This is a genomic window from Allochromatium tepidum (assembly GCF_018409545.1).
Lineage (GTDB): Bacteria > Pseudomonadota > Gammaproteobacteria > Chromatiales > Chromatiaceae > Thermochromatium > Thermochromatium tepidum_A.
Map to the genome: position 1 here is coordinate 1,619,840 of NZ_AP024563.1, position 22,244 is coordinate 1,642,083.

At 64.8% G+C, this 22,244-nt stretch carries 22 protein-coding genes and 1 tRNA gene; 16 read left to right on the plus strand and 7 right to left on the minus strand.

Annotated elements, in window-relative coordinates; translation table 11 throughout:
• Positions 1-262 precede the first annotated feature (262 nt).
• A tRNA-Ser gene (locus Atep_RS07810) sits at positions 263-353 on the plus strand.
• Between the two features lie 118 nt (positions 354-471).
• On the opposite strand, the gene mutS is transcribed toward Atep_RS07810, so the two are convergent.
• A complete protein-coding gene (mutS, locus tag Atep_RS07815) occupies positions 472-3,105 on the minus strand; it encodes a DNA mismatch repair protein MutS (RefSeq protein WP_213381483.1) in 2,634 nt (877 codons plus the stop codon).
• Between the two features lie 268 nt (positions 3,106-3,373).
• Here mutS and Atep_RS07820 point away from each other — a divergent pair, with 268 nt between their 5' ends.
• Both Atep_RS07820 and Atep_RS07825 read left to right on the plus strand, forming a co-directional pair.
• The gene (locus tag Atep_RS07820; protein ID WP_213377687.1) at positions 3,374-4,429 is read left to right on the plus strand and encodes an OmpA family protein; all 1,056 of its coding nucleotides are present in this window, start codon (positions 3,374-3,376) and stop codon (positions 4,427-4,429) included.
• 37 nt (positions 4,430-4,466) lie between these two features.
• Positions 4,467-5,042, plus strand: coding sequence for a hypothetical protein (locus tag Atep_RS07825; protein ID WP_213377688.1), 576 nt, complete (start codon positions 4,467-4,469; stop codon positions 5,040-5,042).
• A gap of 14 nt (positions 5,043-5,056) precedes the next feature.
• Here Atep_RS07825 and Atep_RS07830 read toward each other — a convergent pair whose 3' ends face one another.
• Positions 5,057-5,866: an RMD1 family protein gene (locus Atep_RS07830; RefSeq protein WP_213377689.1), complete on the minus strand. Its 810-nt coding sequence runs from the start codon at positions 5,864-5,866 to the stop codon at positions 5,057-5,059.
• A 229-nt stretch (positions 5,867-6,095) separates the two neighbouring features.
• Between Atep_RS07830 and Atep_RS07835 the strand changes: the two genes are divergently transcribed.
• The 10 genes from Atep_RS07835 (at position 6,096) to Atep_RS07880 (ending at position 17,021) form a co-directional block, all read left to right on the plus strand.
• Entirely contained in the window at positions 6,096-7,025 is a 930-nt protein-coding gene (locus Atep_RS07835; protein WP_213377690.1) for an ABC transporter ATP-binding protein, read from the plus strand.
• Complete coding sequence (locus Atep_RS07840) at positions 7,022-7,810, plus strand: ABC transporter permease (RefSeq protein WP_213377691.1); 789 nt, start codon at positions 7,022-7,024, stop codon at positions 7,808-7,810. The genes Atep_RS07835 and Atep_RS07840 overlap by 4 nt, the downstream gene beginning before the upstream one ends.
• Positions 7,811-7,989: 179 nt before the next feature.
• On the plus strand, positions 7,990-10,401 hold the full coding sequence (gene mrcB, locus Atep_RS07845; protein ID WP_213377692.1) for a penicillin-binding protein 1B: 2,412 nt from the start codon (positions 7,990-7,992) through the stop codon (positions 10,399-10,401).
• Between the two features lie 31 nt (positions 10,402-10,432).
• Positions 10,433-11,326: a tetratricopeptide repeat protein gene (locus tag Atep_RS07850; protein ID WP_213377693.1), complete on the plus strand. Its 894-nt coding sequence runs from the start codon at positions 10,433-10,435 to the stop codon at positions 11,324-11,326.
• Between the two features lie 267 nt (positions 11,327-11,593).
• Positions 11,594-12,787: a sulfate adenylyltransferase gene (gene sat / locus Atep_RS07855; RefSeq protein ID WP_213377694.1), complete on the plus strand. Its 1,194-nt coding sequence runs from the start codon at positions 11,594-11,596 to the stop codon at positions 12,785-12,787.
• Positions 12,788-12,807: 20 nt separating this feature from the next.
• Positions 12,808-13,650 (plus strand): adenylyl-sulfate reductase, encoded by an 843-nt coding sequence (locus Atep_RS07860; protein ID WP_213377695.1) that lies wholly within the window; start codon positions 12,808-12,810, stop codon positions 13,648-13,650.
• Positions 13,651-13,694: 44 nt separating this feature from the next.
• Complete coding sequence (gene aprB, locus Atep_RS07865) at positions 13,695-14,177, plus strand: adenylyl-sulfate reductase subunit beta (protein WP_176975961.1); 483 nt, start codon at positions 13,695-13,697, stop codon at positions 14,175-14,177.
• Positions 14,177-16,039, plus strand: coding sequence for an adenylyl-sulfate reductase subunit alpha (aprA, locus tag Atep_RS07870; RefSeq protein ID WP_213377696.1), 1,863 nt, complete (start codon positions 14,177-14,179; stop codon positions 16,037-16,039). Before aprB ends, aprA begins: the two co-directional genes overlap by 1 nt.
• A gap of 107 nt (positions 16,040-16,146) precedes the next feature.
• Positions 16,147-16,497 (plus strand): hypothetical protein, encoded by a 351-nt coding sequence (locus Atep_RS07875; RefSeq protein ID WP_213377697.1) that lies wholly within the window; start codon positions 16,147-16,149, stop codon positions 16,495-16,497.
• Between the two features lie 14 nt (positions 16,498-16,511).
• Complete coding sequence (locus Atep_RS07880; RefSeq protein WP_213377698.1) at positions 16,512-17,021, plus strand: FKBP-type peptidyl-prolyl cis-trans isomerase; 510 nt, start codon at positions 16,512-16,514, stop codon at positions 17,019-17,021.
• 97 nt (positions 17,022-17,118) lie between these two features.
• Here the strand turns inward: Atep_RS07880 and Atep_RS07885 are convergent, their stop codons facing one another.
• Together Atep_RS07885 and nhaR are read right to left on the minus strand one after the other, a co-directional pair.
• Positions 17,119-18,066 (minus strand): L-threonylcarbamoyladenylate synthase, encoded by a 948-nt coding sequence (locus tag Atep_RS07885; protein ID WP_236786056.1) that lies wholly within the window; start codon positions 18,064-18,066, stop codon positions 17,119-17,121.
• Positions 18,067-18,084: 18 nt separating this feature from the next.
• Complete coding sequence (nhaR, locus tag Atep_RS07890) at positions 18,085-19,005, minus strand: transcriptional activator NhaR (RefSeq protein WP_213377700.1); 921 nt, start codon at positions 19,003-19,005, stop codon at positions 18,085-18,087.
• Between the two features lie 191 nt (positions 19,006-19,196).
• Here nhaR and Atep_RS07895 point away from each other — a divergent pair, with 191 nt between their 5' ends.
• The 3 genes from Atep_RS07895 to Atep_RS07905 are packed head-to-tail and all read left to right on the plus strand — an operon-like array spanning position 19,197 to position 20,991.
• Entirely contained in the window at positions 19,197-19,733 is a 537-nt protein-coding gene (locus Atep_RS07895) for a hypothetical protein (RefSeq protein ID WP_213377701.1), read from the plus strand.
• Positions 19,734-19,735: 2 nt separating this feature from the next.
• On the plus strand, positions 19,736-20,689 hold the full coding sequence (locus tag Atep_RS07900) for a sodium-dependent bicarbonate transport family permease (RefSeq protein WP_213377702.1): 954 nt from the start codon (positions 19,736-19,738) through the stop codon (positions 20,687-20,689).
• Positions 20,686-20,991: a P-II family nitrogen regulator gene (locus Atep_RS07905; protein WP_213377703.1), complete on the plus strand. Its 306-nt coding sequence runs from the start codon at positions 20,686-20,688 to the stop codon at positions 20,989-20,991. Before Atep_RS07900 ends, Atep_RS07905 begins: the two co-directional genes overlap by 4 nt.
• A 37-nt stretch (positions 20,992-21,028) precedes the next feature.
• Here Atep_RS07905 and Atep_RS07910 read toward each other — a convergent pair whose 3' ends face one another.
• The 3 genes from Atep_RS07910 to Atep_RS07920 all read right to left on the minus strand — a co-directional run bounded on the left by Atep_RS07910 (position 21,029) and on the right by Atep_RS07920 (position 22,240).
• Positions 21,029-21,346 carry a hypothetical protein gene (locus Atep_RS07910; RefSeq protein WP_213377704.1) on the minus strand — a complete coding sequence of 106 codons (318 nt, stop codon included), beginning with the start codon at positions 21,344-21,346 and terminating at the stop codon, positions 21,029-21,031.
• A 113-nt stretch (positions 21,347-21,459) separates the two neighbouring features.
• Positions 21,460-21,618: a hypothetical protein gene (locus Atep_RS07915; RefSeq protein WP_213377705.1), complete on the minus strand. Its 159-nt coding sequence runs from the start codon at positions 21,616-21,618 to the stop codon at positions 21,460-21,462.
• Between the two features lie 106 nt (positions 21,619-21,724).
• Positions 21,725-22,240: a metallophosphoesterase family protein gene (locus tag Atep_RS07920; RefSeq protein ID WP_213377706.1), complete on the minus strand. Its 516-nt coding sequence runs from the start codon at positions 22,238-22,240 to the stop codon at positions 21,725-21,727.
• Between the last annotated feature and the right edge of the window lie 4 nt (positions 22,241-22,244).

The window sequence follows — 22,244 nt, forward strand, 5'->3', positions numbered from 1 at the left end:
TCGAGTCCTCACCTCAGCCAGGGGTTGTAGATGTCCAGCCCGTCTATATCAGCAAATTCCGCGCTCGATCACATTGACTTGGGTCACTGGGGGTTGCATCGAGCGGTCTGGAACAAGGCTCCTGAACACCGGTGGCGAAATCCAGGGCGCTCCGATTGCAAGGGACGGTGGCTTGATGTATAGTGGTCGGCTTATCGAGCGACAGGGATAGCGGCTCCACGCCTGCATGGGCGAAGAGTCGGTCAACATCGATTCCCCTCCCGGAGAGGTGTCCGAGTGGCTTAAGGAGCACGCCTGGAAAGTGTGTATAGGTTAATAGCCTATCGAGGGTTCGAATCCCTCCCTCTCCGCCATTTCATCTTGCAAGCCTCTGATAGCCAAGGGAAGGCAGTGTGTCGAATGGATCCCGGCCACCCATAAAATCCCCTTCATATCCGGCAAATCCTGTGATTCGGCACTCTGAGGCCATGCTCATCGGCCCTTGACAGCTTTCGTGCACTCGTGCTCGAACGTCGTCGAAGGCTCCAGGGATTCGAGCATCCCACGCAGACGGTAGAGCGCTTCCAGCGCCTCGCGTGGCGTGAGTCCGTCCGGATCGATGTCACGCAGTGCCGTGCAGACCGGCGGTTCGACCGGCTCGACGACGGCTTCCGGCTCGGCCTTGGGACGCGGTGCCGACGCCGGTTCCATCGGGAACAGCGAGAGCTGCCGGGTCTCGCGCGTGGCATGGCGATGGGCGCCATCCTCCAGTTCACGCAGCCGCTCGCGCGCGCGGGCGATGACCGCCGGCGGCACCCCGGCGAGCGCCGCCACCGCCAGACCATAGCTCTGATTGGCCGGCCCCTCGCGCAGGGCGTGCATGAACACGATCGACTGGCCATGCTCCACGGCATCTAGATGGACGTTGGCGATGCCCGGATATTCCTCGGGCAGGGTGGTCAGCTCGAAATAATGGGTCGCGAACAGGCTGTAGGCGCCGATGCGCGTGGCCAGCTCGACGGCGCACGACCAGGCCAGCGACAGCCCGTCGAAGGTGCTGGTGCCGCGCCCGATCTCGTCCATCAGGATCAGGCTCTGAGCGGTCGCGTTGTTCAGGATGTTCGCCGTCTCCTCCATCTCGACCATGAAGGTCGAGCGCCCGCCGGCCAGATCGTCCGAGGCGCCGATACGCGAGAAGATGCGGTCGATGGGGCCGATGACGGCACGGCGTGCCGGCACGAAGCTCCCGGCATGGGCCAGCAGCACGATGAGCGCGTTCTGGCGCATGTAGGTCGACTTGCCGCCCATGTTGGGACCGGTGATGACCAGCATCCGCCGTTTGCCGTCCAGCCGCAGACCATTGGCGACGAAGGGACCGTCGAGCACGCGCTCGACGACCGGATGACGCCCGTCCTGGATCTCGATCTGCGCGCGGTTGGTCAGCTCCGGACAGCTCCAGTTCAGCGTCTGGGCGCGCTCGGCCAGATTGGCGAGCACGTCGAGTGCGGCGATGGCGCCGGCGGCCAGTTGCAGCGGCCCGAGCGACAGACCCAGCTGACCCAACAGTTCCTCATAGAGCCATTTCTCACGCGCGAGCGCGCGCTCGCGGCTGCTCAAGACCTGATCCTCGAAGCGCTTGAGTTCGGGCGTGATGTAGCGCTCGACCCCCTTGAGCGTCTGCCGGCGCACGAAGTCCGGCGGTACCTGATCGGCCTGGGTGCGGCTGAGTTCGATGTAATAGCCGTGCACCCGGTTGTAGCCGACCTTGAGGTTGGCGAGGCCGGTGCGCGTCCGCTCGCGTGCCTCCAGATCGAGCAGGAACCGGTCGGCATGTTCGGAGAGATCGCGCAGCGCATCGAGTTCGGCGTCATAGCCGCGCGCGATCACGCCGCCGTCGCGGATGAGCATCGGCGGCTGTTCGAGGATGGCGCGCCGGAGCAGATCCAGCACCTCGGGATGCTCGCCGATCTCGTCGCGCAGTTGGGCGAGCAGGGGATCGGGGGACTCGGCCAGTTCGGTGCGCAGATCGGGCAGGACGGCGAGCGAGTCGCGCAGCACGGCCAGATCGCGCGGGCGGGCGGTGCCGAGCGCCACGCGCGCCAGGATGCGTTCCAGGTCGCCGATGCCGTTCAGGAGCGACTGGATGGACGGGCCATGTCCGACGCCGATCAGGGCGCGGATGGCGCCATGCCGGGCGCGGATGGCCTCGCGATCGCGCAGCGGGCGGTTCAACCAGCGGCGCAGCAAGCGGCTGCCCATGGCGGTGACGGTCTGGTCGAGCACGCCGGCCAATGTGTGCTCGGGGCGTCCGCCGAGGCTCTCGGTGATCTCCAGATTGCGCCGGGTCGCGGCATCCAGGATCAGCGCCTCGTCGCGCGACTCGGTGGACAGACCGCGAATGTGGGGCAGGGCGGCGAACTGGGTGTCGCGGACGTATTGCAGCAGACAGCCGGCGGCCCCGATCGCGAGTTGCATCCCGGCGCAGCCGAAGCCGCCCAGGTCGCGGGTGCCGAACTGCTCGCACAGGGCACGCTCGCCGCTGTCGGGGTCGAAGTGCCACACCGGGCGGCGGGTGAGGCCGCGTTCGAGTTTTAGCTCTGCATCGAGCCGGCTGTCATCGGCGATCAGGATCTCGGCGGGTCTGAGCCGTTCGAGTTCGCTCATCAGTGCTTCGCTCGATCCGACCTCCAGCACCGAGAAGCGTCCGCTGGAGAGTTCCAGCACCGCCAGCCCCAGTCCGGAGGCACCCTCGGCGATGGCCACCAGCAGGTTCTCGCGCCGTTCCTCAAGCAATGCCTCGTCGGTGAGCGTTCCGGGCGTGACGATGCGCGTCACCTTGCGCTCGACCGGCCCCTTGGACTGGGCCGGATCGCCGATCTGCTCGCAGATGGCGACGGACACGCCCTGACGCATCAACTTGGCCAGATAGCCCTCGACGGCATGATAGGGCACGCCGGCCATCGGGATCGGCCGGCCGCCCGACTGACCGCGCCGGGTCAAGGTGATATCGAGCAGACGCGCGGCGCGTTCGGCGTCCTCATAGAACAGCTCGTAGAAGTCCCCCATGCGGTAGAACAGCAGCATGTGCGGATACTCGGCCTTGATGCGCAGATACTGCTGCATCATGGGTGTGTGTCGGGAGAGATCGGGGGGCGCGCTGTCTTGAGTCACGGGAGGTCGCTGGGGCGGAGGGCTTGGGATTCGATGAGCAGGCCGGACGTAACTGGACGTCGCGGCTGAAAGGGACTGCGTTTTACCATAGATCCGGAAAGACCGGCCAATTCCTGTAAAATCGCGCCCATTCGGCCCGTTGCGATGCCCGTCCATTGGAACCCAGCCCTGTTCGACACTCACAGCCATGGACCCCATAGCCCTCTCAAGCCATTGGAAACGGATGCCTGGTCTGACGCCGGGGGCGGACGGACGGCGGCTGTTCGAGCCGATCGCTCGGCTCACGGTGGTCCTGCTGCTCATGGGATTCATGGGCATGGCCGGAGCAGTTGCGGCGACCGATTTCGAGCGCGATCTTGCAGGCGCGACCGACATCCCCGGCCTTCCGCGCTTCGAGGGGTCGGTCATCATCGGTCATCGGGTCAGTCCCTTCGATGAGACGCTGATTCCAACCGGTCCCTGGGAGACAGGTACCGGAGACTGGAAACAGACGATCAAGGCGTCCGGCCGGCGCACGCGGCTGGTCTATCTCGCCCCGCGCAACGCCAGCTCGCTGGAGGTCATCCGCAACTACCGCCGCGCGCTGGAAGCCTTGGGCTATGAAACGCTCTACCAGTGCTCGGGGTTCGAGGAGTGCGGCGCCGGTGTCGATCGCTTCTATGGCGAGGCCGCCAACGGCAAGCAGCTCACCGACAGCCATCTGCTCAAGCACGTCTATTCGGACACGACGGTCCAGGAGCCACGGCTCTACAGCGCGCGCCGACAGACCCCGGACGGTGATTCACAGCTCTTCGTCTTCGCCGCCCTACAGGACAACTTCGCCGATTCGGCCGCCGGCAACCGCGTGGCCATCTTCGTCGAGGAGGTGCTGTCGCAGCCGATGCGCGAGCGCATGGTCTCGATCGAAGCCAAAGAGATGGCCCAGGGACTCTCGGACGCCGGGCGCATCGCCGTCCACGGCATCCAGTTCGACTTCAATCAGGCGACCATCAAGGCCGAATCCAAGCCCCAGCTCGAACAGATCGCCCTGATGCTGGTGGAGAATCCCGATCTCAAGCTCTACATCGTCGGTCACACCGACAATCGCGGCACGCTGGACTACAACATGGATCTCTCGCGCCGCCGTGCCGAGGAGGTGGTGCGCACGCTCATCCAGAGTTATGGCATTCCGGGTGAGCGACTCAAGCCCATGGGTGTGGCCAATCTCGCGCCGCTGACCAGCAACGCCACCGAAGAAGGGCGCGCGCTCAACCGACGGGTCGAGATCGTGGCTCAATGAAAGGCGGGAATCCAAGCGACATGACACGAGTAGACGAATGAGCGCCAATCTGAAGCTGCCGAAAGCCTACAAGACGTTCCTGATGCTGGCCCTGGTGATCGGGCCGTTCTTCTGGCTCGCCTTCACCGAGGACGGCCAGCGGCGCACCGACCTGGCCCTGATGGGGCTGCTCGGCAAGCCCGAGTTCAACGCTGCGCTCGACGCCTTCGACAGCCGGCTGACCGAGGCGAAACTGCGCGAGACCTTCCCCAAGCTCGAATTCCAGTGCGCCGTCGGGTCCAATCCGTTCGGCAACCGGCTGTGCGGCGCTCAGATCGGCACCTTCAACCGGATCCCGGCGGCCTCGGTCACGCTCTTCTTCCAGGACGATCAGTTGCGTGCGGCCAAGGTCGTCTATCGGCGCGTCTATCACGAAACGGTCCGGCAGTGGGTCGATCGGCGGGTCGGAGCGCGCCAAGCCAACCCGCTCGCCACACCCGTGCCGGCCCAGGAAGAGGGCGTCATCGCCCATCCGGTCGCCGATGGGCTCCTGCTGATGCGCGAGGGTGAGCTGACCAAGGACGACGAACCGGCGCTGATCTGGCTCTCCCAGGCTGCCATCGCGGCCGGCTGAAGGGGCTTGTCGTCTCAGCGTCCGGGAGCGCGCAGGAACAGCTCATAGAGCGTCAGCACGATCTCGACCACGATCAGGATGACGATGTACCACTCCACCCGCAGACTGCGCTTGCTCTGCAACAGATCGAGCAGGGTGCCGGCGGTGTCGTTGATCAGCGTCAGCTTGCGCTCCAGGGCCAGTTGACGTTCGCGGATCTCGTATTCGGCCTCCAGATTCAGGAACAGCCGTTCCAGATCCGGACGTTCCCAAATCACCTCCGGTTTGTCGCCGATCTCGCCGCGTCCGACCATGTCATGCTGGATCGCCAGCGCCTCGCCGATGTGGCGGATGAGGGTGCCGGCATGACTCACCCCGCGACCCTGACGCCGCAAGCGATCGGCCAGCGGCTCGATGCGGTCGAAGGCATGCGCGACCCTGGACTCCTGATCGGCCAGCAGCACGCTCTTGCCCAGGATGTCGGCCACGACCTGGAGTCGCGCCAGATCGGCATCGGCCAGCACCAGACGTTCGCGCTCCAGCGCCTCGGCGCGGGTCGGATCGATCAGGATCGGCAGGTCTTCGTGCTCGGGCTGGATCAGCGAGTCGCGCACGAAGGGGCGGATCTCCTCGACGAAGGCGGCTTCCTGCGCGTCGTTGACCCCGAACAGCACCACGGCGCCCGAGCGAAAGAGCACGGCGCGCCCCGTGTCGCCGATCGGCGTGACCAGCGGATTGGTCGCCAGCGCCTCCAGGTGTCCGAGACGCCGGATGTCGAGGTGACGCCCGAGCAATCGGGCGCGCGCGGTCAGTATGGTGTGGCCATCATGGGTCGATATGGACATGAGCGTCTTCCCTTTGTGGAGCTTCGATCCTGAGCCGCCCCAATGCCGAGCTGAGACGGTTCGATGCGAGCCGATCGGCGATTATGCGTGCCCAATATGACAACTCGAAGACAGGCCGGGCCGACTGGAACCTACGCGCGCGGACGAAGCGCGGCAGGAGCGCCGGATTGCTGGTAAAGTTGAGCGTCTTACTCTGCGCGGCCCGAATCACCGACCACTGATGCCATCCATGTTCGCACTCGACGTTCAGCAACTCACCAAGGTCTACCGAGGCGGTTTCCAGGCGCTCAAGGGCGTCGATCTCCAGGTCGGGGAGGGGGATTTCTTCGCCCTGCTCGGACCCAACGGGGCCGGCAAGTCGACCTTCATCGGCATCGTCTCGTCACTGGTGAACAAGACCTCGGGCCGGGTCTCGGTGTTCGGGCGCGATCTGGACCGCGATCCGGAAGGCGTCAAGTCGTGCATCGGTCTGGTGCCGCAGGAGTTCAACTTCAATCTGTTCCTGCCGGTGATCGAGGTCGTGCTCAATCAGGCCGGCTATTATGGCATCCCGCGCGCCGTCGCCAAGGACCGCGCCGAACGCTATCTGCGCCAGCTCGACCTCTGGGACAGGCGCGACACCGAGATGCGCCGGCTCTCGGGCGGCATGAAGCGCCGGTTGATGATCGCGCGCGCCCTGGTCCATGAGCCGCGTCTCCTGATCCTCGACGAGCCGACCGCCGGCGTCGATATCGAGATCCGGCGCTCGATGTGGTCCTTCCTGCGCGAACTCAATGCCCAGGGGACGACCATCATCCTCACCACCCATTATCTGGAAGAGGCCGAGAGCCTCTGCCGCAACATCGCCATCATCGACGGCGGCGAGATCGCCGAGCGCACCAGTCTGGCGGTGCTGCTCAACCGGCTCCATACCGAGACCTTCGTGCTCAATCTCAAGGGACGGGTCTCGGAGCTGCCGGAGCTGGGCGGTTTCGTGCTCCAGGCGCTGGACGACTGTACTCTGGAAGTCGAGATGAATCGCGACCACACCATCAACGGACTCTTCGAGGCGCTCTCGCGCAACGGCATCGAGGTCATCAGTCTGCGCAACAAGCAGAACCGGCTCGAACGTCTGTTCCTCGAACTGGTCGACCGGCGCGGTCCGGAGGTGGGGGCATGAGCGCGCGGCTGGACGACTGGCGTCGTTACCGGGTGACCTTCCGGACCATCCTGGGCAAGGAAGTGCTGCGCTTCTTGCGCATCTGGGTCCAGACCATCCTGCCCTCGGTCATCACCACCACGCTCTATTTCGTCATCTTCGGGCGTCTGATCGGCGAGCGCATCGGACCCATGGACGGGTTCGCCTATCTGGATTTCATCGTCCCCGGACTGGTGCTCATGGGCGTGATCACCAACTCCTATTCCAACGTGGTCTCATCGTTCTACAGCAGCAAGTTCTCGCGCTACATCGAGGAATTGCTGGTCTCGCCGGCGCCCAACTGGGTGATCCTGGCCGGCTACGTCGCCGGCGGCGTGGCGCGCGGTCTGACGGTGGGCGTGGCGGTGATGCTGGTGGCGATGTTCTTCACCGAGATCCGCATCCATGATCCGCTCTTGATGCTGCTGATCGGCCTCCTGACCGCGACGCTCTTTTCGCTCGGCGGCTTCATCAACGCCATATACGCCAACAGCTTCGACGACATCTCGATCGTGCCGACCTTCGTGCTCACGCCCCTGACCTATCTGGGCGGCGTCTTCTATTCGATCGATCTGCTGCCCGAGTTCTGGCAGACCGTCTCGCTGGCCAATCCGGTGCTCTACATGGTCAACGCCTTCCGCCACGGGCTGCTCGGGGTCAGCGACATCCCGCTCGTGCCGGCGTTCGGCATGATCCTGATGTTCATCGCCATCCTGGCGGCCTACAGTCTGTTCCTGCTGCGCCGGGGCGTGGGCATCAAGACCTGACTCGCCTGCAACCCGGCGCCCGCGATCCTGTCGAAGCGCGGGATGTTCGGACAGGCGTCCGAAACATCCGGCCACGCCGTCCGATGTGTCATAATCCGGCGTCGATCATCCGTTTTTCGAAGACTCGAACCCGAATCCGGGGTGCGTGACTCGAACTCTCTCTCGCAGGTCAATCATCCGTGGCATCCAAGCGTCGCGCCGGCTCGCGTGGCCGGAGACATTCCCGCCGTGGCTTCCGGCTCGGCACCCTTCTATTCGGCTGGCTCCTGATCCCGGCGGTCGGGGCATCCGTGGCCGTGACGCTCTATGGCATCCACCTCGATCGCGTGGTCCGCGACAAGTTCGAGGGCCAGCGTTGGGCCTTGCCCGCGCGCGTCTGGGCACGTCCGCTCGAACTCTACGCCGGACGCCGGCTCAGCCCCGATCAGTTCGAGTCCGAACTCAAGCGGCTGAACTATCGCGCCGTCGCGTCGCCGCGTACTCAGGGCCAATATCAACGCCTGGGCGACCGCTTCCAGGTCCGGACCCGTCCGTTCCAGTTCTGGGATGGGGCCGAGCCCGAGCGTCATCTGACCGTCACCTTCGCCGACGGCCAGGTCGAGACCCTGACCGACGCCGACGGCGGTCCCGACCCGGCCCTAGTGCGGCTGGACGCCATGCTGATCGCCAGCATCTATCCGACCCACAACGAGGACCGGGTGCTGGTGCGTCGCCAGGATCTGCCCGAGCTGCTGATCAAGACCCTGATGGCGGTCGAGGATCGCAACTTCTACCGACACATCGGCGTCGATCCCAAGGGCATCCTGCGCGCGGCGGTCAGCAACCTCCAGGCCGGCGCCGTGGTCGAGGGCGCCAGCACCCTGACCCAGCAGTTGGTCAAGAACTTCTATCTCAACGCCGACCGGACCTTCGAGCGCAAGATCAAGGAGGCCTATATGGCCTTCCTGCTCGAACGGCGCTACGGCAAGGACGAGATCCTCGAAGCCTATGCCAACGAGATCTATCTCGGTCAGGACGGCAGCCGCGCCATCCACGGCTTCGGATTGGCGAGCCAGTTCTTCTTCAATCTGCCGCTCGACGAACTCGACGCGGCCAAGACCGCGCTCCTGGTCGGCATGGTCCAGGCGCCGTCCAGTCTCGATCCGCGCCGCAATCCGGAGGCCGCCGAGCGGCGGCGCAATCTGGTGCTCGACCTCATGGTGCGCGACGGGGTCATCAGCGAGGCCGAGGCGACCAAGGCCAAGCGCGCGCCGCTCGGGATTCAGGACGGCGGCGGGCGTCCGGCCGGGTACTATCCGGACTTCATCACCCTGGTGCGTCGCCAGCTCCAGCGCGACTATCGCGACGAGGATCTGCGCTCCGAAGGGCTGAACATCTTCACCACGCTCGATCCGCTGGTGCAGGCCGCCGTCGAGCGTTCGCTGCCCAGGAAGCTGGCCGAGCTGGAGCAGCAGAATCGGATGAAGGCCGGAACCCTGGAGGCGGCCGCCGTGGTGACCTCGGTCGAGCAGGGCGAGGTGCTGGCCGTCGCCGGCGGGCGCGAGCCGGGCTATGCCGGCTTCAACCGCGCGCTCGACTCGGTGCGCTCGATCGGCTCGCTGGTCAAGCCGCCGATCTATCTGCTCGCGCTGTCGCAGCCGGAGCGCTACACGCTCACCACCAGTCTCTCGGACCGTCCCGTCAGTCTGCCCGACGGCAACAAGCGCTGGGAGCCGAAGAACTACGACCGCCGGGTTCATGGCTCGGTGCAGCTCCACAGCGCGCTCGCCCGCTCGCTGAATCTGGCTACGGTCAACCTGGGGTTGAGCCTCGGGGTCAAGAACGTCGTGGATACGCTCTACAAGATGGGTGCGCAGCGACGCATCCGGGTCGTGCCCTCGGTGCTGCTGGGGGCGGTGTCCATGTCGCCGCTGGAGGTGGCGCAGGTCTATCAGACCATCGCCGCCGGCGGCTATCGCGCGCCCCTGCGCGGCATCCGCGAGGTGGTCGACGCCCAGGGCCGGCCGCTCAACCGCTATCCGCTCGCCATCGAGGCCGTGGTCGATCCCAGGGCGGCCTATCTGACGACCTGGGCCATGCAGCGCGTGGTCACGGACGGCACGGCCAAGTGGCTCGGCGATCAGTTGCCCAAGGGGATGACGATGGCCGGCAAGACCGGCACCACCGACGAGAAGCGCGATAGCTGGTATGCCGGTTTCTCGGGCGACAAGGTGGCCGTGGTCTGGGTCGGTCGCGACGACAACAAGCCGATGGGACTGACGGGCGGAACCGGGGCGCTGCGGGTGTGGGGTGATTTCATGCTGGCGCTCGACAATGAGCCGTTGCCCGAGTCTCCGCCCGATGGCGTGGTCCTGGCCGATGCCTGCGGACGTAGGAACGTGCCCTTCATCGGCGACAGCGCCAAGGGGGCGGCCAGTTGCGGCGGCGGTCAGGGTTCCGGGTCGCGTGCTGCGGGCGGCGAGTCGGTGGCGCGGGCCGAACCGGCTCCCACCGAAACGCGGGAAGAGTCTCCGCCCCCTGAGCCACCGCCACCGCCACCCAAACCGGCTCGAACCCAAAACCATTTCATGAGCGACTTCTTCGGTCGCTGATGTTCAACACCTGTGCGAAGTGCTTAAACACATGCAACGCTTGACTCGATTCCTGACGCTTTCGTCGCTGGCCCTGGCCGGTCTGAGCGCCTGCTCCATGGGGCTGCGTGAGGGACCGCCGGCGCCCATCGTCCAGGTGACGCCGCGTGATGGACGGCCCGCGCGGCCAAGCGTGCCGACGCCCCAGCCGGAGCGCGCGCCCGTGCCCGAGCAACCGTCCGAGCCGGTCAGGCGCGGAACCCAGGTCTATGCCTACCGCGATCCGAGTGCCGCGCCGGAAACGGCCGCACCGCCCGCGTCCGGTATCCAGCCGGCTCAACCCGCCACGCCGACGCCGAGTGCGCCGCCGACACCAGGTACGCCGCCTCAATCCATCACCCAGACACCGGGTACGCCCCCGATGCCGGGCGGCCTCCAGGCGCAACCCGCCGCGCCTGCGCCGAGCACGTCCGAGCCGCCCGCGACGCCTCCTCAGCGTCCGGCCGAACAGCAGGTCGCCAAGGTCGATCCGCGCGCGACCCTGCCGGCTTCCGAGACTCCGAGTGCCGAGCGTCCGGTCGCGCCGGCCCCGGCGCTGCCTCCATCGAGCTTCGCCGCACCCAGTCTGCCGCCGGCGGCCGCCAAGCTCGCCGGTCAGGCCGAGCAGCAGCGCCAGTCGGGTGATTTCACCGGTGCGGCCGCTTCTCTGGAGCGCTCGCTGCGCATCGCTCCGCGTGAAGCTTATCTCTGGAACCGGCTCGCGCGCGTGCGGCTGGAGCAGGGGCAGGCGGTCCAGGCCGGCAATCTGGCCTCGCGCGCCAATGATCTCGCGGGCGACAAGGAAGACATCCGGCGCGACAACTGGCGCATCATCGCCGAGTCCAGGCGCCGTTCCGGGGATCTTGCGGCCGCGAGTGAGGCTGAGCAGCGCGCGGGGGGCAATTGACCTCATCGTAGATCGAAAGCGTACCTGTCCCTGGCGTTCCACACGGCTCGGAACCGGTCGCCGTCTGGACGGGAGTGCCTGTTGCACCGCCGGTAGCGCCCTGACCAAGCCCGTCGATAAGGATCGGCTAAAAAAGGCGTTTCACAAAGCCGTAGCTTTTCTGGTATTTTCCCCGCCCGAACGACGGTTGTTTCGTGCCGTCCGCCGACCCTGGCGGATACGAAGCATCCGGTGGCGTCTTCACCCTCTGTTGTTGGAGGCTCGTGCATGATCAAGCCAGTCGGCTCTGACGAACTCAGACCGCGTTTCGTCTATGACCCAGAGCAGCACCACAAACTCGCCCATGAGGCCGAGTCGCTGCCCTCGGTGATCGTCAGCTCCCAGGCGGCCGGCAATGCCGTCATGCTGGGCGCCGGGTATTTCAGCCCACTCGAAGGGTTCATGAATCTGGCCGACGCGCTCAGTACGGCGCAGTCGATGACCCTGACCGACGGGCGCTTCTTCCCGGTGCCGCTGCTCTGTCTGCTCGAATCCGCCGACGCCATCGCCGGCGCCACGCGGGTCGCGCTGCGTGACCCGAACGTCGAGGGCAACCCGGTACTGGCGGTCATGGACGTCACCGCCGTCGAGCAGGTCTCGGACGCGCAGATGGCGCTGATGACCGAACAGGTCTACGGCACCTCGGACCCGAAGCACCCAGGCGTCCAGACCTTCAACAGCCAGGGCCGTATCGCCATCTCGGGACCGATCCGGGTTCTCAATTTCTCCTACTTCCAGACCGACTTCCCCGACACCTTCCGCACCGCCGTCGAGATCCGCCACGAGATCCAAGAACGCGGCTGGCGGACGATCGTCGCCTTCCAGACCCGCAACCCCATGCATCGCGCGCACGAGGAGCTGTGCAAGATGGCGATGGAGGCGGTCGAAGCCGATGGCGTCGTGATCCACATGCTGCTCGGCCGGCTCAAGCCGGGCGACATCCCGGCCCCCGTGCGCGATGCCGCCATCCGCACCATGGCCGAACTCTATTTTCCGCCCAACACCGTGATGGTCACGGGCTACGGTTTCGACATGCTCTATGCCGGGCCGCGCGAGGCGGTGCTGCACGCCTATTTCCGCCAGAACATGGGCGCGACCCACTTCATCATCGGTCGCGATCATGCCGGCGTCGGCGATTACTATGGTCCCTTCGACGCCCAGACCATCTTCGATGACGCCGTGCCCGCCGATGCGCTCGCCATCGAGATCTTCCGCGCCGACAACACGGCCTACTCCAAGAAGCTTGGACGAGTCGTGATGATGCGCGACGCCCCCGACCATACGCCGGATGACTTTATCCAGCTGTCCGGTACTCGGGTGCGCGAGATGCTCGGCCGGGGCGAGGCCCCGCCGCCCGAGTTCTCGCGTCCCGAGGTCGCCCAGATCCTCATGGATTACTACCAGTCACTCCCTCAGTCGTAGCCCAACGGAGAGCCAATGAGATGATTACCAGCAATCCCTTCGCCGAGCTGTCGGCGTTCATTGCGCCGGGCGTGATGCAGGCCTATGTCGTGTTGATGGTCCTTCTGGTCATCGGCGGCACCCTGCTCGACGTCAAGCACAAGAAGAGCGCCCGGTATTTCTTCGAGAAAGGCAAGTCGCTCAAGAAACTGGCCAAACGCGAAGTCGGCGGCGCCGAGAAGGTCGGTCTGGCCGTCAGCACCCTGGCCAACGAAGTCCTGGCCTCGGGCGAGTTCGAGAATCCCGACCGGCGCAAGTCTCACCTGCTCATGATGTACGGCTTCGTCACCTTCGTGGTGACGACCGCGATCCTGATCTTCGGCGTGGAAGGCGAGACCTCGGGTTTCGTGTCCCTGCTCTGGCACATCGGCGCTCTGATGGTCAGCGTCGGCGGCTACTGGTTCTGGTTCAAGATCCGCGTCGACGTGCGTTCCGAGGGCCATCCGTGGTACGACGTGCATCTATCGGATCTGTTCATCGTCTCGCTGCTGCTGACGACGACCTTTGCACTGGTGTGGTCGCTGTTCCAGGCCGCAGGCGCCGGTGTCCTGGCCGGACTGGCCTTCTTCATCTTCATCGCCGCCGCCACCACGCTGTTCGGCACCGTCTACTGGTCGAAGCTGGCGCACATGTTCTTCAAGCCCGCCGCCGCCTTCCAGAAGAAGGTCGCCAAGGCCGACGGTTCGATGGACAAGCTGCCCGAGCTGCCCGAACTGACCGACCCCATCGTCAAGGAGCGCTATCCGGACATCCCGACCTACATGGGCGACACCCCGCCCTACATGGGCCTGGGGATCAAGCGCGAAGCGCCGACCCATTACTGATCTCACCGCGCTGAAAAGAGTTGAGAGAGAAGAGGATCACGAGAATGCCAACGTTCGTCTATATGACGCGCTGCGACGGTTGCGGCCAATGCGTCGACATCTGCCCGTCGGACATCATGCACATCGACACGACCATCCGTCGTGCCTACAACATCGAACCCAACATGTGCTGGGAGTGCTACTCCTGCGTCAAGGCCTGTCCGCATAACGCGATCGACGTGCGCGGTTACGCCGACTTCGCCCCGCTGGGCCATTCGGTGCGGGTGCGTCGCGACGAGGAGAAGGGCGTCATCGCCTGGCGCATCATCTTCCGCAACGGCGAGAAGGACATGAACCTGCTCGCGCCCATCACCACCAAGCCCTGGGGGCAGCACACGCCCAAGCTCAAGGACGTGCCCGCGCCGTCGAAAGAGATGCGCGACAGCCAGTTGCTGTTCAACGAGCCCAAGTACATTCGTCTCGATGACGGCGGTCTGCATACGCTCGAATCCAACGGCCTGAAAATGCAAGAAGGGGTGTGCTACTGATGGCTTACAAGACAATCATCGAGGACGGCATCGACGTTCTGGTCGTCGGTGCGGGCCTGGGCGGCACGGGCGCGGCCTTCGAGGCGCGCTACTGGGGCCAGGACAAGAAGATCGTCATCGCCGAGAAGGCCAACATCGATCGCTCCGGTGCCGTGGCCCAGGGTCTGTACGCCATCAACTGCTACATGGGCACCCGCTTCGGCGAGAACAAGCCGGAAGATCATGTGCGTTATGCGCGCATCGATCTGATGGGCATGGTGCGCGAAGACCTGCTGTTCGACATGGCGCGTCACGTTGACTCGGCCGTGCACCAGTTCGAGGAATGGGGTCTGCCGTTGATGCGCAACCCCAAGACCGGCGCCTATCAGCGTGAAGGCCGCTGGCAGATCATGATCCACGGTGAGTCCTACAAGCCGATCGTCGCGGAAGCGGCGAAGAAGTCGGCCGACAAGGTCTTCAACCGCATCTGCGTCACCCATCTGCTGATGGACGAGAGCAAGCCCAACCGGGTCGCGGGCGCGGTCGGCTTCAACGTGCGCACCGGCAACTATCATGTCTTCAAGTCCAAGACGGTCATCGTCGCCGCCGGCGGCGCCTCGAACATCTACAAGCCGCGGTCGGTGGGCGAGGGCGCGGGGCGCGTCTGGTATGCACCCTGGTCCTCGGGCTCGGCCTATGGTCTGATGATCGGCGCCGGCGCCAAGATGACCCAGATGGAGAACCGCATCGTGCTGGCCCGCTTCAAGGACGGTTACGGTCCGGTCGGCGCCTACTTCCTGCACCTCAAGACCTATACGCAGAACGGTCTGGGCGAGGAGTACGAGTCCAAGTGGTGGCCGCAGTTGCAGGAAATGGTCGGCAAGGAATATCTCGACCCGGAACTCTCGCACCGCACCCATCGCCCGATCCCGACCTGTCTGCGCAACCATGCCCTGATCAGCGAAGTCAACGCCGGTCGCGGGCCGATCCACATGGTCACGATGGAAGCCTTCCAGGATCCGCATCTGGAAGAGATCGGCTGGCACAACTTCCTCGGCATGACCGTCGGCCAGGCCGTGCTCTGGGCCGCGACCGATGTCGATCCGAAGAACGAGAACCCCGAGCTGACCACCTCCGAGCCTTACGTCATGGGTTCGCACGCGACCGGTTGCGGTGCCTGGTGTTCGGGTCCGGAGGACGTCTCGCCGCCCGAGTATTTCTGGGGCTACAACCGCATGACCACAGTCGAGGGACTGTTCGGGGCCGGCGACGCCGTCGGCGGCACGCCGCACGCCTTCTCGTCCGGCTCCTTCACCGAGGGGCGTCTGGCGGCCAAGGCGGCCTGCAAGTACATCGACGACGGCAAGGCCGAGGGCATTCGGGTCTCAGACGCGCAGATCGAGCGGCGGCGTGAAGAGATCTACAAGCCGCTGGAGCACTACCGGGTCTACCGCAACGAGATCACCGCCGGTTCGGTCAACCCGAACTACATCAACCCGCGTCAGGGCCTGGATCGTCTGCAGAAGCTGATGGACGAGTACTGCGGCGGCGTGACCGTCAACTACATGACCAATGACAAGCTGCTCAACATCGGTCTGAAGAAGATGAAGCTTCTGGAAGAGGATCTCGAGAAGCTGGCGGCGGAGAACATCCATGAACTGCTGCGCGCCTGGGAGCTGAAGCATCGTCAGCTCACCTCCGAGGCCGTGCTGCATCACACACTGTTCCGCAAGGAGACCCGCTGGCCGGGCTACTACTACCGTGGCGACGCCATGAAGGTCGACGACGAGAACTGGCATGTGCTGACGGTGTCGCGCCGTGATCCCGATACCGGCGAGTACACAATGGAAAAGGCGCCCTGTTACCATCTGGTCGATGCCTGATAGGATCCGGCGTGCCTCGATATGAAGTCTGGGCTCTCGGTATTGCCGGGAGCCCAGCTTTTTTTCAGGGTTGGATTGTAGTGGCCTGAAGACGATTCGCTGGTGATATGAACATCAATGATCTGACCGACGAACAAATCATCGAGATCGCCCATCCTCTGTGGGACGATCTCGTCAAGTATTCCAATCAGGGCCGGTACGGCAAGTTCATCAAGAAGTTCTCCTACAACCTGCTGCTCGCCCTGAACGAAGTCGAAATGGGCAAGCAGTTCGCGCATAGCGAATTGTCGCGCAATCTGGTCGAGGAACGCGATTTTCTCGGGCTCATCCGGCGCGGCGAGCATGTGACGGCGCTCTACCGCGTTCGTAGTACGGCGCGCGAAGGGGAATGGCTGGGGCGCATGGTGCTCGGCTATGAGAATGGCGAAGTGCGTATCTTTGCCGCTTCGATCTTCTGATGTCCGAGGCCATGATGAAACAGACCATTCGCGACGATACATTCGTCGAACTGAGCTATCGCGTCCTCGATCAGAAGACGGGTAATGTTTTGACGGCCGTGGAGTTTCCGTTGGGCTATGTCCATGGTCACAACTCAGTGCTGGATCCGCGCGTCATGGCGGAACTGGAAGGCCGGTCGGTGGGCGAGACGATCTCGGTTCCGATCGATTGCAGCGATCTCTATGGCGCTCGGGATGAATCGCTCGTCATCACGGATTTGATCGAGAACGTGCCCGAGGAATATCGCGAAGTCGGGATGCAGATCCTGATGGAGAACGAGAAAGGCGAGACCAAGACCTTTTTCGTCACCCGTATGGACGACAGGACGCTGACGATCGACGGCAATCATCCGCTGTGCGAGCGGCAGGTGATCTTCGAGCTGGAAGTGCTGAGCGTGCGTGAGGCGACGGACGAGGAGATCGCCGCCGGCGGCACGCCGGAGCTGGGGCCGGACATCGGCGGATCGCCGACCCGGCCGATCTGATCACGGAGCTTCAGCCGGCGGGATGTTGCCGATCGATCCCGGCCGCCGAGGGTTCGATGCCGGCTTGCGCCTTGGCGAATCCATACCGGCTCTCCCGCTACAGTGAACGCGCCGCGCGGCGGATTCGGTCGTGTACGGCGATCCAGGCCGAGTCGTCGGGCGGCAAGGCGATCAACAGGACGTCGCAGTCGCTGCCGTCGGCCTGGTGCAATACCGAATAGAGCATCGAGGCATAGTCCTCGGGGACGGCGGGCATCGGCCAGAATCTCGCGACCGGCCAGTCGACGGGACGAGTCGCGATCAGACCCGGACGCCGGTCCGGGAACGGGCTCTCGTGCAGATCGATCGGAATCCGGTAGCATGGCTTGCTCGGCGCATAATGCGAGTCCAGCATACCGGGCACACGAGGCGCGGTCGCGTCTGTGGTCAGGATCGGAGGCAGATGCGGCGCGAGGGCCTCCGCCGTAATCCGACCGGGCCGCAAGAGGCGGGGATGGTCGCCGCTGAGATCCACAATGGTGGATTCGATACCGACCGGGCAGGGGCCGCCATCGACGACGGCCGCGATCCTGCCCGCCAAATGGCGCTGCACATGCAGCGCGGTGGTCGGGCTGATCCGACCGAACGGATTGGCGGACGGCGCGGCCAGTCCTCGACCGAGTCGTTGCAACACGGCCTGAAACACCGGATGAGCGGGCACGCGCAGCGCGACCGTGGTCTGGCCGCCCGTCACCAGCGGCGAAACGGTCCGTGCCGCAGGCAGAACCAGGGTCAAGGGTCCGGGCCAGAAGGCCGATGCCAGCCGCCAGGCGGCCTCCGGCACGACGGCGGCCCAGGCGGGCAGTTGTTCAGCCGCAGCCAGGTGCACGATCAGCGGATGATCGGCGGGGCGGCCTTTGGCCTGGAAGATCGCGCGCAAGGCGTCGGGATTGCCCGCATCGCCCGCCAGACCGTAGACGGTCTCGGTGGGCAAGGCCACCAGTTCGCCCGCTCGCAGCAGGTTCGCCGCGGTGGTCAGGTCATCCGTGCCGGATGTGAGATGCAACATGATCGGGATACCTTGTCATCGTGCCGTTTCGCCGCCGACCGGGATGTTGAAAACCGCCGTGCGGGCGGCTTCCAGCACGGCGCGGACCTCGGGGTGCTGAACGCGCCGCTCGGTGCTGATCAACCAGAACGCCTCACGCACCTCATCCAGCCGCCCCAGCTCGATGACGCCATAACGCGCGCAGATCTCGTCCGAGATGATGGCGGGCGCGGGGAAATAGCCTTCGCCCGCCTCGGCGAAGACTTTCATCAGGGCGCTGTCATCGAACTCCCCGACGACCCGAGGGGACAGGCGTGCCTCGCCCAGCCAGCGATCGATCTCGCCACGCACCGCCGCGTTCTGTCCGGGCAACAGGAGCGGCGCTCCGTTGAGGCAGGCGGGGAAGCCTACATCCTGCCGCGCCAGCCGGGGCACGGCAAAGAAGGCGAGGGCGCTCTCGCCCAGCTTGCGGCTGTGACCGCGTACCGCCAGCCCCGCCGGCATGGGTCGATCGGCCAGCACCATCTCGATCCGGTGCAGGGCCAGTTCGCCGAGCAGCGTCTCGATGGCGCCGTCGCGGCAGACCAGCCTGACCGGCTTCGTCAATTGCCGCAGCGACAGCAGCAATCGATGGATGAGCGATTTGGGGAGTGCGTCGGAAATCCCGACCCGAAACACCGGTGCCGCGTGTTCCGGGATGCCGGTGGCCCGCAGCGACGACACCATCTCCTGACCCAGCGCAAAGATCTCGTCCGCGTAAGACAGGGCCACGCGCCCCGCCTCGGTCAATTCGAGGCGGCGACCGGCGGGTTTGAACAAGGCCGTCCCGAGATCGCTTTCGAGCAGCTTGATCTGAGCACTGACGGTTTGCGGCGTCAGATGCAGTTGGTTGCCCGCCGCCGCCACGCTCCCGGCGCGGGCCGTCACCCAGAAATAGCGCAGGTGCTTGAGGTTCATCCGCCCCTTATCTGAAAATTTTTTCGCATATTCTCTAAAGAATAATCGACTTTTATTGGCATTCTCAAGCGGTGATACTCGCAGACGGCACTCGTCAGTCCGGCGCGGCCGAGTGGCCTGAAGTCTTGTAAGGGTTCGGCCCCGGCCTGGGGCGGAGTCCGATATCCCACCGTTAACGAGGAGATGAAGGCATGCCCAGCGAACCCAGAGGCGCCTTTTTGCTGGTGCGCCGCCTGGCGGATCTGCAGCGCATCAGCGCAGAGCTCACCGATTATCTGTCGATGCTTCACCGTTGGTCGCCCGGCAGCACGCCGGAAACCCTGCGGGGCATCTGGATCGATGAAGATGGGGTGGCGAATCTGCCGTCCGAGCTGGTTCTGCCGGATGACGCCGGCGGGCGGCGAACCCTGCGCATCCTCGAGACGACGGGGATCAACGGGATCTGGATGCTGTGCCGGCTGGAAGCGGCGGCCCCCAGCGTCTCTCGCATCGATCTGGCGGCGGCGCTGCTGGAGTGCTTCGGCTATCTGGAGACGGAGACGGCCACGCTGGCCGCCCGCTTCCTCCCCGTCTTCGCGGGTGACACTCCCGACCACCACGCAAACAGCGAGTTGCAGGCCCTCGAGGTGCGCTATCCCGGACTGACGCCGGCGGCGGTTCGCCTGGACGACCACGGTGGCTTGCTTCTGCCGCAGACGCTCATGGACACCCACGGAGAACGCTCTTGACCATGCTCGATCCCGTCCTGCTCTTCTTCCTGCTCGGGCTGACGGCGGGCCTGTTGCGCTCGGAACTGCGTCTGCCGGCGGCGGTGTATGATCTGATAAGCATGCTGCTGCTGCTGGCCATCGGTCTCAAAGGCGGCGTCGAGCTGGCCAAACAGCCGTTCAGCGCGCTGGCGTGGCAAACCCTGGCGGTGATGGGCATGGGTTCGCTGTTGGCGCTGCTCGCCTTTGGCGTGCTGCGCTTCGTCGGTCGCTTGCCGCGTGCGGATGCCGCCTCCATCGCCGCCCACTACGGTTCGGTGAGCGTCGCCACCTATGCCGTCGGTGTCGACTACTTCACCAACCGGCAGATCGACTTCGAAGCGCAGATGCCATTGCTGCTGGCGGTGCTCGAGATCCCGGCCATCCTGGTGGGCATCCTGCTCGCCCGCGGCCTGTCGCGCGACATGCGGCTGGGCGTGGTCGCCCGCGAGGTCTTCCTGGGCAAGGGCATTGTGCTCCTCGTCGGCGGCCTGCTGATCGGCTGGATCGCCGGTCCCGAGGAACTGGCCCCGATCACGCCCCTCTTCTTCGATCTGTTCAAGGGCATCCTCGCGTTGTTCCTGCTGGAGATGGGGCTGATCACGGCTGCCCAGTTCGGCAGCCTGCGGCGGTACGGCCTGTTCCTGGTGCTGTTCGGTATCTGTATGCCGCTGATCTCCTCGACGGTGGGGATTGCTGTGGGCCTGGGGCTCGGGATGTCGCTGGGCGGCACGGCGATGCTGGGTATCCTGGCGGCGAGCGCCTCCTACATCGCTGTGCCGGCGGCCATGCGTATCTCGGTCCCGGAGGCGAACCCGACGCTGTCGCTGGCCGCCGCTTTGGGGGTCACGTTTCCCTTCAATGTCCTGGTCGGCATTCCGATCTATCATGCCATGGCGACGCATGCATTCGAGCTGACCGGAGGACTTGGCCCATGAACAGCACAACGCGCAAACTGCTCACCGTCATCACCGAGTCCGCGCTCGAGCGGACCCTGGTCGAAGACATCGAGCGCCTGGGGGCGCACGGCTACACCATCACAGACGCGCGAGGCAAAGGGCATCGTGGGTTGCGCAGCGCCGCCTGGGACGAAAGCGGCAACATCCGCATCGAGGTGGTTTGCGACGACGTAACCGCCAGGGCCATCGCCGATCACCTGCAGGCCCGCTACTACGAGCACTACGGCATGATTCTGTTCGTGTCCGAAGTCGCGGTGTTGCGGCCGGAGAAGTTCGGTTGACCCATGAACGGCGCTTGCCGCCGGGGTTGGGGGACTCTCAAGGCGAACGATGAAACAGCTTCCTCATCGCGCCATAGACCTGCTCATAGGTATAGGCGTTCTCGCCCCAGTGGACGAGCGTTTCATCGTCGGTGCGAAAGGTCAGATAGGGATGCACTTCGACACCATCGGCTTCGATCTCGGCGAGATCGTCGATGACACCGGCGATGCTCAACGCAATACCGGCCGTGAGGTCTTCGAGCCTGTCCGGCTCGATACCGGCTTCCTGGAGTTTGATCTTGATTCGGGTGACGATCTCAGCCGTGAACTTGGCTTGCAGATCGTTGAAGGTCGAACTATCCAGTGTCAGTTTCATGGTTCGATCGGAATCGACGGTGTCGTAGGATGTGGTGAGCGTCGCGAACCGCCTCAGTCGCGATCGATGCGGTTCGTTCCTCACCGCATCCTACGGAGAGTCCGTTTCCAGGCTCAGGGACGCTTCGGAGTCTGATACTTGGCTTCTTTTTGGAACGAGTCCCAAATGACTTCGTAGCCGACGAAGCCCTTGTCGTTCGGCTGCTTTTGGCGAGTCACGACGAATCGGCTGTGGCCATCCGGAACCTGAGGACGGGTCTTTTGTTCGCTCATGAGTTGTGACCTTTGACGAGTGATGGGCCAATGTGTCTATCGGAACACGGTGAAGCACTATCAGGGTGCAGTGAAGCCGTGTCAAGCCTCGAAATCGCTGCATCCCTTAGCGTTCGAGTTCCTGGATCTCGAAGGTCATCGCCTCCAGATCCGCGAAGATCCAGGTCGCCGCCGGCGCTCCGAGACCGGCCACAGTGCCTGGATTGACGAGCCAGGTCTTGCCGCCCTTCACGTTGTCCAGACAGCGGATCTCCGGCTCGTGGCTGTGTCCGCAGCAGACCAGATCATGATTGCCGGCACAGGCGAACGCCTCGCCGATATGCGGATAATGGGTCATGAAGATCCGCCGCCCGGCCAGCGTCAGATCCGCATCGTTGCCGTGATACTGGAGCTGTCCCCCGGACCCGCAGGCCAGACGCGAGATGGAGACCGGATCGCCGAGATTGTTGCCGTGGATCACATGGATCGGCAGCGCCAGCTTGAGCGAGGCCGGCAGCGTATTGGTGCCGATCAGATCGCCGCAATGCAGCACGCATTCGGCCCCGCGCGTCTTGGCCTCGGCGATGGCGGTCGCCAGCATGGGGCCGCGATCATGGCTGTCGGAAACGATGCAGATTTTCATGAGT

Coding starts and splice junctions, on each gene's coding strand:
- mutS (WP_213381483.1), bottom strand. CDS start 3,105: ATGATGCAGCAGTATCTGCGCATCAAGGCCGAGTATCCGCACATGCTG.
- Atep_RS07820 (WP_213377687.1), top strand. CDS start 3,374: ATGCCTGGTCTGACGCCGGGGGCGGACGGACGGCGGCTGTTCGAGCCG.
- Atep_RS07825 (WP_213377688.1), top strand. CDS start 4,467: ATGAGCGCCAATCTGAAGCTGCCGAAAGCCTACAAGACGTTCCTGATG.
- Atep_RS07830 (WP_213377689.1), bottom strand. CDS start 5,866: ATGTCCATATCGACCCATGATGGCCACACCATACTGACCGCGCGCGCC.
- Atep_RS07835 (WP_213377690.1), top strand. CDS start 6,096: ATGTTCGCACTCGACGTTCAGCAACTCACCAAGGTCTACCGAGGCGGT.
- Atep_RS07840 (WP_213377691.1), top strand. CDS start 7,022: ATGAGCGCGCGGCTGGACGACTGGCGTCGTTACCGGGTGACCTTCCGG.
- Atep_RS07850 (WP_213377693.1), top strand. CDS start 10,433: ATGCAACGCTTGACTCGATTCCTGACGCTTTCGTCGCTGGCCCTGGCC.
- sat (WP_213377694.1), top strand. CDS start 11,594: ATGATCAAGCCAGTCGGCTCTGACGAACTCAGACCGCGTTTCGTCTAT.
- Atep_RS07860 (WP_213377695.1), top strand. CDS start 12,808: ATGATTACCAGCAATCCCTTCGCCGAGCTGTCGGCGTTCATTGCGCCG.
- aprB (WP_176975961.1), top strand. CDS start 13,695: ATGCCAACGTTCGTCTATATGACGCGCTGCGACGGTTGCGGCCAATGC.
- aprA (WP_213377696.1), top strand. CDS start 14,177: ATGGCTTACAAGACAATCATCGAGGACGGCATCGACGTTCTGGTCGTC.
- Atep_RS07875 (WP_213377697.1), top strand. CDS start 16,147: ATGAACATCAATGATCTGACCGACGAACAAATCATCGAGATCGCCCAT.
- Atep_RS07880 (WP_213377698.1), top strand. CDS start 16,512: ATGAAACAGACCATTCGCGACGATACATTCGTCGAACTGAGCTATCGC.
- nhaR (WP_213377700.1), bottom strand. CDS start 19,005: ATGAACCTCAAGCACCTGCGCTATTTCTGGGTGACGGCCCGCGCCGGG.
- Atep_RS07895 (WP_213377701.1), top strand. CDS start 19,197: ATGCCCAGCGAACCCAGAGGCGCCTTTTTGCTGGTGCGCCGCCTGGCG.
- Atep_RS07900 (WP_213377702.1), top strand. CDS start 19,736: ATGCTCGATCCCGTCCTGCTCTTCTTCCTGCTCGGGCTGACGGCGGGC.
- Atep_RS07905 (WP_213377703.1), top strand. CDS start 20,686: ATGAACAGCACAACGCGCAAACTGCTCACCGTCATCACCGAGTCCGCG.
- Atep_RS07910 (WP_213377704.1), bottom strand. CDS start 21,346: ATGAAACTGACACTGGATAGTTCGACCTTCAACGATCTGCAAGCCAAG.
- Atep_RS07915 (WP_213377705.1), bottom strand. CDS start 21,618: ATGAGCGAACAAAAGACCCGTCCTCAGGTTCCGGATGGCCACAGCCGA.
- Atep_RS07920 (WP_213377706.1), bottom strand. CDS start 22,240: ATGAAAATCTGCATCGTTTCCGACAGCCATGATCGCGGCCCCATGCTG.